At 34.1% G+C, this 13,045-nt stretch carries 9 protein-coding genes and 3 tRNA genes; 7 read left to right on the top strand and 5 right to left on the bottom strand.

Annotation, left to right across the window (positions count from 1 at the left end; translation table 11 throughout):
* Positions 1 to 11: 11 nt before the first annotated feature.
* The gene (locus PVK70_RS11400) at positions 12 to 329 is read right to left on the bottom strand and encodes an STAS domain-containing protein (RefSeq protein ID WP_130046991.1); all 318 of its coding nucleotides are present in this window, start codon (positions 327 to 329) and stop codon (positions 12 to 14) included.
* Positions 330 to 744: 415 nt separating this feature from the next.
* On the opposite strand from PVK70_RS11400, the gene PVK70_RS11405 reads away from it, so the two are divergent.
* Together PVK70_RS11405 and PVK70_RS11410 are read left to right on the top strand one after the other, a co-directional pair.
* Entirely contained in the window at positions 745 to 2,856 is a 2,112-nt protein-coding gene (locus PVK70_RS11405) for an LruC domain-containing protein (RefSeq protein WP_130046990.1), read from the top strand.
* Between the two features lie 15 nt (positions 2,857 to 2,871).
* The gene (locus PVK70_RS11410; protein WP_130046989.1) at positions 2,872 to 3,330 is read left to right on the top strand and encodes a hypothetical protein; all 459 of its coding nucleotides are present in this window, start codon (positions 2,872 to 2,874) and stop codon (positions 3,328 to 3,330) included.
* 73 nt (positions 3,331 to 3,403) lie between these two features.
* Here the strand turns inward: PVK70_RS11410 and PVK70_RS11415 are convergent, their stop codons facing one another.
* Both PVK70_RS11415 and PVK70_RS11420 read right to left on the bottom strand, forming a co-directional pair.
* Positions 3,404 to 5,158, bottom strand: a complete 1,755-nt coding sequence (locus tag PVK70_RS11415; protein WP_130046988.1) for a response regulator — start codon at positions 5,156 to 5,158, stop codon at positions 3,404 to 3,406.
* An 11-nt stretch (positions 5,159 to 5,169) separates the two neighbouring features.
* Positions 5,170 to 7,842 carry an ATP-binding protein gene (locus PVK70_RS11420; RefSeq protein WP_130046987.1) on the bottom strand — a complete coding sequence of 891 codons (2,673 nt, stop codon included), beginning with the start codon at positions 7,840 to 7,842 and terminating at the stop codon, positions 5,170 to 5,172.
* Between the two features lie 489 nt (positions 7,843 to 8,331).
* On the opposite strand from PVK70_RS11420, the gene PVK70_RS11425 reads away from it, so the two are divergent.
* Both PVK70_RS11425 and PVK70_RS11430 read left to right on the top strand, forming a co-directional pair.
* Entirely contained in the window at positions 8,332 to 9,213 is an 882-nt protein-coding gene (locus PVK70_RS11425) for a sigma-70 family RNA polymerase sigma factor (protein WP_130046986.1), read from the top strand.
* 55 nt (positions 9,214 to 9,268) lie between these two features.
* Positions 9,269 to 10,858, top strand: coding sequence for a GGDEF domain-containing phosphodiesterase (locus PVK70_RS11430; RefSeq protein ID WP_130046985.1), 1,590 nt, complete (start codon positions 9,269 to 9,271; stop codon positions 10,856 to 10,858).
* 95 nt (positions 10,859 to 10,953) lie between these two features.
* On the opposite strand, the gene PVK70_RS11435 is transcribed toward PVK70_RS11430, so the two are convergent.
* Positions 10,954 to 11,280 (bottom strand): Hpt domain-containing protein, encoded by a 327-nt coding sequence (locus tag PVK70_RS11435; protein ID WP_130046984.1) that lies wholly within the window; start codon positions 11,278 to 11,280, stop codon positions 10,954 to 10,956.
* A 309-nt stretch (positions 11,281 to 11,589) separates the two neighbouring features.
* Between PVK70_RS11435 and PVK70_RS11440 the strand changes: the two genes are divergently transcribed.
* The 3 genes from PVK70_RS11440 (at position 11,590) to PVK70_RS11450 (ending at position 11,912) form a co-directional block, all read left to right on the top strand.
* Positions 11,590 to 11,680, top strand: a tRNA-Ser gene (locus PVK70_RS11440).
* 50 nt (positions 11,681 to 11,730) lie between these two features.
* Positions 11,731 to 11,806: transfer RNA gene (locus tag PVK70_RS11445), tRNA-Thr, on the top strand.
* Between the two features lie 30 nt (positions 11,807 to 11,836).
* Positions 11,837 to 11,912, top strand: a tRNA-Asn gene (locus PVK70_RS11450).
* 436 nt (positions 11,913 to 12,348) lie between these two features.
* Here PVK70_RS11450 and PVK70_RS11455 read toward each other — a convergent pair.
* Positions 12,349 to 12,828 carry a DUF1097 domain-containing protein gene (locus PVK70_RS11455; RefSeq protein WP_130046983.1) on the bottom strand — a complete coding sequence of 160 codons (480 nt, stop codon included), beginning with the start codon at positions 12,826 to 12,828 and terminating at the stop codon, positions 12,349 to 12,351.
* Positions 12,829 to 13,045: the final 217 nt, after the last annotated feature.

A 13,045-nucleotide genomic window follows, 5' to 3' on the forward strand; every position in this document is an offset into this window, starting at 1 on the left:
CATTTTTAATATTAGTGGGTTGTACTATTTACTGGTATGGCATTTTCAATACGTAATAGTTTTAGCAATTCCAAAGGTTGTCCGTGCGCATTTTGAATTTGCATAGTGCGTTCTTTTTCAATCAGACGCTTGTAGAGATAAACAATTGCTCCAATGCCTGATGAATCAAGAAAGGCGACTTGTGCTAGATCGATTTGTACTTGGTGATGCTCTTGTTGAAGTACTTCGTCAATCGTAGGTTGAATATCTCGGCAGCCAATCGCATCCATATCACCTTGAATAGCTAAAACAAGCGTTTCTGTATTTGATTCAAATTGATGTAGTTCCATAATAAGCTCCTAAGGAAATGTCCTTTTGTGTTTGTATTATGAATAGAGCAGTAACTGTGCCACTTTTTTTTATCAATGTATTCAATTGGTTATGCTTTATTTTGTGTTTTTAAATCGCGATAGCAAAGTGGATTCTCAAATTGCAATGCAGTTTGCAGAATGAGAAGTTACTAATGAATAAAGAACAGTAAGGGAATAAACTAATATGGAATAAATAGAAGGATAAATAAAAAATTTAGAAGGAAGAGCTTTCCTTAAATAAAGGGGCTTAATATTTATTTTGATATTCAAAATGAATTTCATTTTCAGAATTTAATAAAGATTGATTTTAAAATCCTTTAAAATCATCGAGTTAAAGTTGGCATGTCTTTTGTATTAGTTAATAGATAGAGAAAAATAACAAAAGGAAGATGCTATGTCTCAATTTATTAGAATACTATTTTTAGTCTCTTTATTATTCAGCTCTAAGTTGTTGGCTGATCCATTCGATACGTGTCCAAGTAAGGCTTATTTATTTCAAGGTAACCCAGTAGCAGTTTATGGTGTGAATTTAGTGACTGGTTCATACAGTGTTTTGCAAAGTGATACTGGATTGAATGCCAATATTAATGGTGTTGGCTTTGACGAAGAAGATCGTTATATATACGGATTTGATACCACTAACTATAACGTGGTTCGTTTAGGCGAAAACTTTCAAGCAACCACATTGTCTGTCAGTGGCCTTCCTGCAAGCACCACATTTTATATTGGTGATGTTTATGAACATTACTATTATATCTATAGGAAAGGCTCTGGTTTTTACAAAATAGACTTGTCGCCATTAGATTCAAATGTATCAGCTGCATTAACGGCAGAGCTTATTACTTCAACCACCAGTGTTAGCTTAACAGACTTTGCTTTTCATCCTGATAATGATCACCTTTATGGGGTAGATAATGGGTCTGGCTGGTTATATGAGTTTGATATCAATACCGGGGTTTCTACTTATATTGGTGATACTGGAGAAACAGGCACTTTTGGGGCAATGTATTTTGATGTTGATGGGTATTTGTATTTATCTCGTAATCAGGATGGTCAGGTTTATCGAGTTGATTTATCCACCCAAGCGATCATTGACTCTGGTGTGGTTCCTGCTGTGAAGTTTGCTGATGGTCCATTTTCAAGTCAAAACGACGGTGCTCGTTGTGCTAATGCTCCCTTAATTGATACGGATGAGCCAGCAACCATTGATTTTGGTGATGCGCCGGATAGTTATGGAACGACTCTAAATTCTAATGGGGCTCGTCATGAAATGGATGAGGTGACTTGGTTAGGTAGCAGTGTAGATGGTGATTATCTTGCCGCACAGTCTCCTGATTCTGATGATTCAATAACCAGTGATGATGAGGATGGTGTGGGTTTTGTTACGGCACTAGAGCCGGGGTTAGATTCTGTGATAGCGATTACTGCATCGACTTCGGGATATTTGTCAGCATGGTTCGATTGGAATGATGATGGTGATTTTGCTGATGAGGGCGAACAAGTTATCACAGATAGAGCATTAGTGGCTGGGATTAACTCGGTAATAATTACAGTACCATTCGGTGCAACCGTAGGTGATACGTGGTCTCGATTCCGTTTTAGTCAACAAACGGGGTTAGCTTATTATGGTGGTTCAACCTCGGGTGAGGTGGAAGATCATATTGCAACGGTTGTGGCTGCAAATACGACTCAACGTCATTTTCCATCAGCCAGTGGTTACGTAACCCTTGCGTATGAAGATAATTGGCCAGAAACCGCAGATTACGATATGAATGACTTGGTATTGAGATATCGAATTACAGAAGTATTAAAAGATGGTTTAGTGGCTAAAGTGACAATCTCAGGTCAATTAGTCGCTGTAGGTGCAAGTTACCATAGTGGTTTTGCCGTTCGTTTATCTGGAATTAATGATGAGTTAATTGATTCTACGAAAACACAGCTTTACCACAATACAGTATTACAAGGGAGTGATCCTCAAGAGTCAGATATGAGCGAGGCCAGTTTCATCCTTATTAATGATGCCATCGATGTTTCTAGCTATGAGTGTTCTTACTTTAGAACTCAGAATGATTGTCGTGAAAATGTAGGATTAGAGTTTGAGCTTAACTTTAGCTTTACTGCTCCTATAGCAACAGCAAGTATGCCTGCAATGCCTTATGACCCATTCTTGTTTGCTACTCCAGGCTATTATCATGGGCCAAGCTTTGCTCAAGCACCAGGACGAAGCTATGAGGTGCATTTAGCTGATCAAGCACCAACAGAATCCTTTGATACTAACTTCTTTACTTTAGCTCAAGATACAAGTGATCCAAGCAGCGATCGTTATTTTAAAACGATAAATAATATGCCTTGGGCGTTATTGATTTACGATGAATGGCAATGGCCAAGAGAGCGTGTTGATTTAACGACGGCTTACCCTGACTTTGCAGATTACACGACTTCTGGCGGTATCAGTAATACCGATTGGTACGATAATAGCAATGCTGTTGATAATAAATATTACTAAGAAGAGGACGTCACAATGAAAAATAAAATACTAGTAGTAATAGCGTCACTGTTCTTAATGGCATGTAGTGACAGTGGTGGATCTGGCAGTTCTGGTAGTACGGGAGGAGGTGGAGCATCACCAGCAACGGTGCCGCAACCAGAACCAGTTAAAACACAGGACTTGGTTGCTCCTGATGGGTTTACATTCAACCCTGTTACCGCTCACACACTTGAGATTAACTTAAGTGGTTCTTTACCAGAAAGGACTCATTTATCTGTGTATTCTGCTTATACAGAAGGGACCGATGGAAAGTATATTGTTGATTATGATAGTAAGGTTATTGACGCGGCGTTGGTAAATGGGGCATTAACCATTGAGTTTTCGCTTGCAGAAAGTCAATCAACTATTGTTGCAGAAATATGGTCATACGATGGAAGTCTACCTATACAGAAAGAGTTTGCTATTGATAGTAATCCACTAGTATGGGATTGAGTATAAATAATACCCCCGTTTTCTTATTCTGAAAACGGGTTTTTTGATAGAGGTTTCAATTGCCAAATGAATGCTAAAATAGCAACTTTGTAGCGTGTTTACGTGGAAAATTTAGTATTTCCTTATCTTTTTTTATATATGAATAAGGAAGTCTTGAAAGCAATTTTGAGCTTGCTTTTTCCTCGATATACGCTTCATTTGCATGTAAGGCTTTAAATATAGCTTCTCTTCGACTCATCAATTTATCTGATAATGGCATGTTTTGAATAGTGACAACCATCGAGCTGATTGTTGCGGGATTATCTATACTTAGTGAGATATAACACTCGAGTAAACTAATACATAATTCCGACGAGTATGGATATTGAGTTAAAGCATTTTGATACTGATATTGCGCTAGCTCTAGAGCGTCAATGGTTAAATTTGCAGTTTTTATTTTATTACTTTCGTTTAGCGTACTAGAGAGCATTTTTAATGATTCATTTAACTCTTGATCGTGCTTTAAAATATGTAAAGCATCGAGGCAATAATCATTAAATTGATGCTTTGTTTTTATCACGGCATTTACCCTTTCAAGTAGCCAAAGCTCCCCATAAAATGAAAGAAGGTATAATAATTCAACGAGAATTACTGAGTTTAGCTGATGTAAATCATCAAAAAAGGGTTTGCTCGCTTTTAACATTATTCGTTTAGCTGCAATGATATTTCCTTCTTTAATCATTCGCTTACATTCACTTAAACCAAAAAGAGTGGTCAATTGTTTTTTTTGTATTGTTGTTAAGCGGTATTCTGATCGCCTAACGAAGTTCTTTTGTTCAAGAATAAATTGTTTTCTATCACTTTCAGATTGGCAGTTTTGAATGTATTTACCATAGTAATTAAATGCTTCTGCAACATAAGCACACCAATCTTGGTCTGCAATAGGTAAATGATTTGCAAGTAAGTGAGAGGCTTTAAAAAAATAATGTTTATTATTACAGATAAGAGCAAGTTTCAGTGTATGCAATGCTCTTAATGGAACGCTAGGAGTGAGACCTAATGCATTGTATGCTGATGTTAAAGCTTCTTCATAGTGTGATTGCTGTATATGAAGTTGACTTAAAAAATCAAAGGCGGGAGCGAATAAAGGATGTTGTTGGCATAGGATTTCAGTTTGTTTAATTAATAACTCTGGTGTACTAAGAGAGTGTGTATTTTCAAGCTGTAATCGAGTATGTATATAGTTTCTTCTATTTAAAAACTCAGGCTGATTACATAATGCGATAAGTTCCTCACCTTCATTTGGTGAAAAAAGTGAAAATAGAAACTGATCTAATTCATTGATATTTTTGCTTTTAGCAGCAGAAATAGCATACTCTTTGAGTTGTTCATTATCGCCTTTTTTTCTAATGGTATATAGTTTTTTAAATAAATGAAATTCTTGATAAGCATCTGTCATCTTGTGGCTAAGAATAGATTTGCTTATTGGTTTACAAAGGTAATCACCATTCCCCTTTGAAAGGGTGCTAAGAACGGTTTGTGTTGTGTTATCCCCTGAAACCGTAATAACGCGTGTATAAGGTTCAATAAAACCTTTCATTTTTAATAAGTCATAAAGTTCCGAACCATTTAATACTTGCTCTAAATGGTAATCAATAAATAATAAAGAGTAACGCTTTTTTGAGCAGGCTTTAATCGCTTGTTGGTATGTTTTTGCGTGGTCGACAGAATCAAAACCTAAAAGCATAAGTAATTTAGAAAGGCATAATGAAGATACTAAGCAATCATCCACTATTAAGATAGTAAATTTTTTTGTGTTTTTTTTATTTTGGTTATTGAATACATTCATAATGACGATACCTATTTCATCTTAATTATTTTTTCTAATAAAACTTCTTTTTTAAAAGGTTTTGCAACATAGTCATCCATTCCTGATTCATAGCACTTTGAAATATCTTGATCGAGAACACTTGCGGTTAGTGCAATAATGGGTATCTTTTTTCTGCGTTGTTTTTTTTCGACGGTTCTTATTTCTTTTGTGGCAGAAAAGCCATCTTTCACAGGCATCATACAATCCATTAGAATTAGTTCGTAATCTTCACTTTCTGTGAATTTATCAATAGCTTCTTGTCCATTATTTGCGATGTCAAACGTGTAACCAGAACGACTTAAAAACAAAGATGCTACTTTTTGATTAACTAGATTATCTTCTACTATTAGAATGTGTTGCTTTTCTTGTGTTGTTTTCTTGGACTGAAATGAATGGAATGTAGGTTCATCTGTAGCTTTGATTTTATGATTTGATTTATTTTCAAAATGGAAAGTCAAAGAGTTAGCTAAGGTTTTAGCAAAGCGATGTCCAAGTAATGGGTAGGTGATTAAACCATCAATAATAGATTCATAGTTAGTCGCGCTATTTTTATGTTTTTGTATTAAAATAATAGGGATGTTTGGGTGTTTTTCTCTAAGGTTGATAAGGTTGTTTCTACCATTTTTTTCCATGCAATTATTTATACAGTAAAGGATAATTGCTTTTTCATCATCCATTAGATTTATGCCATCAGGTGAGTTTGTTTTTATAACATTGAGTAAATTATGATACCGGCACTCATTTTCAATATCCTGTTCAAAATCTTCCCCATTATTTAATAAGATAATAGAGGTATTATCCAATTCTTTAAGTAATAGTCGTTTTTCAATAACAACTGATGTTTTTATAGAAAAAGAGAAAGTGCTGCCGTGTCCTTTTTTAGATTCTAGTATTAATTTTCCGCCCATGAGTCCGATAAGCTGTTGCGTAATGGCAAGGCCTAAACCTGTTCCTCCATACTGACGGGTTATAGAGCTATCTTCTTGTATGAAAGGTTTAAATATTTTTGCTTGGGCTTCTTTTTCTATTCCGATACCAGTATCTGAAACAGAAATATTGATATAACCATTCCTACCTTCTGTCGGAATAAAATCTGCAGAGATAGTAATACTGCCTTGATGAGTAAATTTAATAGCATTAGAGGTTAGGTTCATTAAAATTTGTCTAATTCTATGATCATCAAGCAATAAATAATCAGGAAGATTGGGTGATAGTTTTATGATTAGTTCAAGATTTTTCTCTGTTGCTTTAGGAATACCAATTGAAACAATATCGAATATAATTTCTCTCAAGTTACAGTTATGTGTGTGGAGAGCTAAATTTCCGGCTTCTATTTTTGATATATCCAGAATATCACTAATTAGAATCAATAAAGTCTGTGAAGAGGTCTCTATTGTGTTTAAATAATCATGCTGTATTGGTGATAGCTTAGTTTCCGATAGAATACCTGATATACCAATAATACCATTGAGTGGGGTTCTTATTTCATGAGACATATTAGCGAGAAAAGAACTTTTAGCTAGGTTAGCTTGCTCTGCTTCATTTTTAGCTAATATGATTTTTTTCTCATTTTTAGCCCGCTCAAATACTAGGGAATTAAGACTTTGAGAGAATGAAGCTAATTCATCTTTACCATCCACTTGGATTTGAATGTTGTAGTCGTGGTTCTTTTCAATTAAAGCCATTGTTTTTGTAATATTTTTTAAATAAGTAATGATGCGTTTTGATAGCGAAATACCGAGATAAGAGATAGCAGCCAGTGATAAAATAAGCAGGCTTATAAATAATAAAATCGTAATATATGTATTTTTAAATTGAGTTTTTAAGTTTTGTTTGAGATCGGTTACTATTTTTTGTGTTACTGATTTTATTAATACAAGTCGATGATTTAATGCTTGGGTAGCTGCATTATTATCAATGTTTGAGTAATCTTTCGCCTTGTTTTTGAGTACATCATTACGAAATTTCATGCTTAATGCAAAACTGTCATTACTAAGTTTTTTTAGCAATAAATCGATATGAGATGCATTAGCATCCATCGAACCGAACTGTTTAATGTACAACTCTTGGCGATAAAATAGAGAGTTAAGTTCATCGTGATATTGAGTTTTAGGGCTATTTAGATCGAGATTAATGTACCAATTTTCTTCCGTAGCCCAATAATTAAGCCATTGAAGTTGAGTAATTACACGCAGTTTTTGATTTATGGTGCTTGAAAGTAATAGAAGTTCTTTTTGGTTTTCGAGTTCATACACCTTGTTTAATATGCCTGAAACCCTATGAGACCACTCTTCGATATCTATAGCCGAAAAGTTGTTTATTTCTGCATTAGTTGCTATCAAATCATTAACTGCATTGTATAAACTTGGTTTTGTTGCTTCATCAACTTGAGAGCGTAAAAAAGTTAGAGTGATTTTTGATGAAGATTTATCAACATCATTATCATTAGAAAATAGAGCATTTAAACGCAGATTATGCATTGCAGTAATGTAATTTGAAATCGTTTCATTTAACAGTAGGCGGTCATTTAAAGAATGAAGAGTATTTAACTTCAGTAGCTGCGTTTGGATTTCCCTTCCTGAAAGCACACATAATATAACCATAGGAAAAACGACTAAAGTAAGTAATCTTGATTTAACAGAAAACTGGTTCATTAATGACATAAAAAACTATCCTTGTTGGAAAAAGTCATCCAAATTGACCTATCTTATGATCATAGGATATTAAATTTAAAAGGGTAGTGGGTTACGTTATTTTTTTACTCTAACACTAGAGTATTAGCTCTTATTTAAGATGTGAGCTTACATCTAAAGAGTTAATAAATACTGAATGATAGGTGATGAAATTAAAGGTGATTCAGAAGATAATCGACTACAAATTTGAGAGAGGATAAAACCACGTTTATAACCTTTACTGTTAATTTTGTATTTAATTTCGTCAATATTTTGAAGTTAAATACGGCAATATATTGGCGTCTCAGTAATGATATTTTTTACCTTCCAATTGTGATGTTCCCCACAGATTTATTATTCACATATGCTGCTTTACCATATAGAATTGCGTATTGCTTCTGTGTGGCTCATAGTTAATTTAACCTTCTGAATATACAGGAGGGCAAGAAATAATTAGTTCGCTAGGTGCAAGGATGTATTATGGAACGTTCAAAAAAACAAATTAACCCGATGGATACTGATATATTAGACAGTTATGCCATATATTTAAAAGATATAAATAGGTATCAATTACTTACAGCTAAAGAGGAACTTGATTATAGCCGTTCATATAAATCTGGTTGTATAAAATCAAGAGATAAATTAATTGAATCGAATTTACGCCTTGTTGTTAAAATTGCCAATAAATATAGAAACCGGAATCAAAAAGAGTTAACGCCTTTAGATATCATTGAGGAAGGAAATTTAGGATTAATAAAGGCCATTGATAAATTCGACCCTGAGTTAGGCTATCGCTTTTCGACTTATGCGGTGTGGTGGATTAAGGAATCGATTGAAAGTGCACTGTTTAATCACTCAAGAACAGTGCGTTTGCCTGTGCACATAACCAAAGAATTGAATACTTATCTTAGGGCTGCTCGTGAGCTAACAAAATCACTTAAAAAAGAGCCTTCTATTCGTGATATTTCAGAGTATTGTGATAAAAATGAAATTAAAGTAAATAAAATCATGGGATTAGTTCCTGGTTCTTCAACGAATAGGTCCGCATTAATTGAAGATAGCTCGCCTCTCCATGTTGAATTGTGTGAAAATAATAAAGCAAATAACCCTGATGAGTTTTTATCTAAGGTAAACCTTGAAGATAATTTGTCATTATGGATAGGCACACTTCATTGTAGAGAAAAAGAAATTATTATTAATCGATATGGACTTTTTGGTAGTGAGGTAAAAACCTTAGAAGAATTAGGAGGAGACTTAAATCTTTCGAAAGAGAGAGTTAGGCAAATACAATCAGAAACCTTAATAAAATTGAACACTATATTTAAAACAAACAAGTTAAATCTAGAAGTCGCTCTTGGATAGAGAGGAGGCTTAGGCTTTTCTGTAATGTGATTAGTATGATTTGTAGGTGGTTTGTATGGATATAAATGTATTATTTAAGATACTCACAGTTCTTAATTTTTTAGCTCTATTTGGTTCGATTTTTTTCATGTATAAAATGGGGAAACTAGGTTCTAAAACATTAAGAACGTATTTATCAATAATTACTGTTGCTTACGTAGTTGGTTTTTTATATTCAGAATATTACTTTATAAACCATGGTTTTTTTAATGAGTCAGATTCCTTTGCTCTTATTGTAGTGACGGTGTCAATACATATGTTAGTTATTGTTTTATATGTAATAACTCAATTTATACGCTACTTTTCACAGGAGGATGAAAAGAATAATATATTTGAGTCAAAATATAATAACGCTACCTATAAAAAAGCAATTTTAAGTAAGATAGAACTTGGTACCCCATTTAACATTATTAAAGTTAAGATCATTAACCATAGGAAGCTTATTGATGTCTCATCAGAGAGTCAGTTTAGTAAGATGTTGTCATTTTCTGTTTTAGAGCTAAAAAAAACATTGAAGGATTCGCATTTAGAGTTTTATCATGATTCTAGAGAAATTATTATTATTGGTTATTCAACAGATAGAGAAGAAATTAAGCGTTTGGCTTATATGGTATATGAAGCATTAATCCTACCAATAGAAATGAAAAAACAGAATATTTTACTTCAACCTGTGATTGGTTGTGCTATTTCATCATCTGATGTTGAAAGTAGTGAAGTACTTTTAAAGCAAGTAGACATTGCATGTTATAAAGCCAAAAAACTAGGGGTAATTCTTGATTTTTATAGAAGTACTTACTCTGAATCTATTTACGAAGAGGCTTACATTTTAAATAGATTAATAAATGCGATCCCAAATAATGAGTTTAAGCTTTTCTATCAACCTATCGTAAACAGTATCGATCAAACGGTGCATGGTTATGAAGCGCTTATTCGCTGGCCCCAGAGTGATGGGAGTATGATCCCTCCAGATAAATTTATTTCTATTGCTGAAACAAATAATTATATAAAGGGGATAACTCAATGGGTAGTGAAGCAAGTTTCCCATGATATTGCGGCGTTTAAAAGAGAAAATATACACCCATTAGTTCATGTGAATGTATCAACCCTCGACCTTCATGATGAGGATCTTTATAAGCTCCTATTTACATTAGTCACGAATAAACAGTTAGAACCATCAGATGTGATCTTAGAGGTAACAGAAAGTGCCCTAATGTCAGATGTTGATACTGCTTACCTTATGCTCTCGAAACTATCGGAATTGGGCTTTTATATCAGTATTGATGATTTTGGTACGGGTTATTCATCACTATCTTTACTTAGAGTGCTGTCATTCAATCAGATTAAGATCGATCAATCATTTATTCGTAACATGGCTATTGGCAATAGTGATTATGCCATTGTGGCTTCTACTATTTACCTTGCGCATAGTTTAGGTTGCAATGTTGTCGCTGAAGGTGTTGAAAATTTTGATTTATTTGATGAGCTTAAAGATCTTGGATGTGATTATATTCAAGGTTACTGTATTAGTAAGCCTAAAGAGTTTACCGAGATACTTCATTGGTCTTTAAAACAAGTTGAGATAAACAAACAAACAGCGATAGCATAACGTATGGTTCATAAGTCCCCCAGAGATCATCAGATTAACGTGGGGGGATTATGTTTGTTACTTTATTTAAGTAGAAGAGGATTGATTTTTCTCTTCTAAGAAAGGTACTGATTCATTTGGTCTGAAATATTTTTTAGCTCAGAGATAACTGACTCTATGATTTCAGCGTCCGGCTTAGTATCGCTTTTTGATAGTCTTTCAATTTCTTTTATTTGAGAAATAATATCTATTTCAAATAAGTTCCCTAAAGCTCCAGAAAGAGTGTGTGCGGTATTGTAAAGTGCGGTTAGATTATCGCTATCATACACTAGGCGTATTTTTTGAATGATGCATGCATTTTCATTAAGGTATAGCGAAAATAACTCTTTTATAATCGCCTCGTCTCCTTCAAACATATCTTCTAACGCTGAGATGTTAATCATAGATAGCTCTCGTATCAATAAATTATACCTTTACTATAGGATATAAGTTTTTTTAATCAAAAAGACACCAGATAGCTCTTATTGAATGTTTTGCTAAAAGATTTAGTAGAGGGTTTTATAAAGTGAAGAATAAATACTATAGCCATCAATGATTCGTAGTTTTTTTATTCAAAAATAATAAAAATCAATCAACTAGGTTTACTTTTAATCAAACAGACATTTTTTTTCAAAAAAGACTTGCGCCTGATCTCATTTTCTCTATAATGCGCGACATCACTTGATGAGGCAGATGCTTCAGAAGAGTCCCGTGGAGGGATGGCTGAGTGGTCGAAAGCACCGGTCTTGAAAACCGGCAACCGTTAATAGCGGTTCTAGGGTTCAAATCCCTATCCCTCCACCACATTCCATTGCTGAGCTAAGTTAGCTTGATGATGACAAAAGATATAGTGTGCCGACTTAGCTCAGTAGGTAGAGCAACTGACTTGTAATCAGTAGGTCACCAGTTCGACTCCGGTAGTCGGCACCATATTTTCTCTTTATGAGATGCAACACCTGTTCCCTTTTAGTTCAGTTGGTAGAACGGCGGACTGTTAATCCGTATGTCGCTGGTTCAAGTCCAGCAAAGGGAGCCACCTTTAAGAACGCCGCTTGATAGCAATATCAAGCGGCGTTTTTGTATTTGTAAATTATTGAATTGTAAATATTTTTTGAATTTATTTATACATGTATCTCATAAGTGATTGTTTTTAAAGTTATGAAATGTGTTTAAATCTATTTTGTCACTTTACAACGCTAGAAGCTCGGAAGATATTCAAGGATGAATAATACCAATCTACATAAGTATTTGATCATTCTTGCTTGTTAAAATCGATTATATCTGCGTTATACCTTTCTATTGCAAAAATTAGGTGTAATTAGAACCACTAGTTACTGTAATTTATGCCTTGCTCTAATCGATTTTTCCTACGCAATTATCTGAACAACTACTTATCCAGAATGGTATAAAAAAGCCTCTCACTAGTTATCATTAGATTAGTTAAGAGGCTTTTTCTGAATTGGGATTTACTTTTAGCTTTTGCTCATTGCCATTAATTTATTATTTTCTAATTTTTCTTTTAGCCACAAACCAGATGTCTTCATTGCATATGCAAAGATAACCCCTAAGATTAGAGATGGAATAACAAGTTGCCAGTTACCATTTGACGCAAAAGTTGCACATGAGCCAATAAAGGTACCAGGAATAAAACTTAACCAACTCTTTTTTGCTTGCGCGCACATAAAGAAAGCAACAATAGCTGTAATAACATAACCAATGATCTCTAGGCTTGCCATTGATGAAAGTTTAATGATGACCATAGCCCAGAAGACACCACTAAGATTAGTAGCAATACTTAACCCTATGCCTTTTAGTCCATCGGTAGGGGATGCAAAGTAGGTCGTACAACCAAGAAAACCAGCCCAACTTAATAAGCCTAAGCTTACTGCTACCCAGCCCCAAAGACCTGAAAGAATGCCTGTAGTAATCGCAATGGCAATTAATGTACTCATGGTTATACCTATAATATCGGTTATTTGCTAATCACCTATAATAATGTCTTTAACTGTGATTTTTAGTGATTTAAATCTCCTTAATTAACTATTGTTACATTGCTCTCTTTAAAAATTGAGAGTGCAATCGATTGCACTTCTATGAAGTAAAAATGTAAATAGAAAAATAAAGTTTTAAGTAAATACACACATACATGTAAAACTTTATTTCACTGTG

This window comes from Aliivibrio sp. A6, from assembly GCF_028765505.1.
Classification (GTDB): Bacteria; Pseudomonadota; Gammaproteobacteria; order Enterobacterales; family Vibrionaceae; genus Aliivibrio; species Aliivibrio finisterrensis_A.

Bases quoted from the DNA above. Each gene is read 5' to 3' on its own strand.
- PVK70_RS11425 (WP_130046986.1), top strand. From the start codon at position 8,332: ATGGAACGTTCAAAAAAACAAATTAACCCGATGGATACTGATATATTA.
- PVK70_RS11400 (WP_130046991.1), bottom strand. From the start codon at position 329: ATGGAACTACATCAATTTGAATCAAATACAGAAACGCTTGTTTTAGCT.
- PVK70_RS11435 (WP_130046984.1), bottom strand. From the start codon at position 11,280: ATGATTAACATCTCAGCGTTAGAAGATATGTTTGAAGGAGACGAGGCG.
- PVK70_RS11410 (WP_130046989.1), top strand. From the start codon at position 2,872: ATGAAAAATAAAATACTAGTAGTAATAGCGTCACTGTTCTTAATGGCA.
- PVK70_RS11430 (WP_130046985.1), top strand. From the start codon at position 9,269: ATGGATATAAATGTATTATTTAAGATACTCACAGTTCTTAATTTTTTA.
- PVK70_RS11455 (WP_130046983.1), bottom strand. From the start codon at position 12,828: ATGAGTACATTAATTGCCATTGCGATTACTACAGGCATTCTTTCAGGT.
- PVK70_RS11405 (WP_130046990.1), top strand. From the start codon at position 745: ATGTCTCAATTTATTAGAATACTATTTTTAGTCTCTTTATTATTCAGC.
- PVK70_RS11420 (WP_130046987.1), bottom strand. From the start codon at position 7,842: ATGTCATTAATGAACCAGTTTTCTGTTAAATCAAGATTACTTACTTTA.
- PVK70_RS11415 (WP_130046988.1), bottom strand. From the start codon at position 5,158: ATGAATGTATTCAATAACCAAAATAAAAAAAACACAAAAAAATTTACT.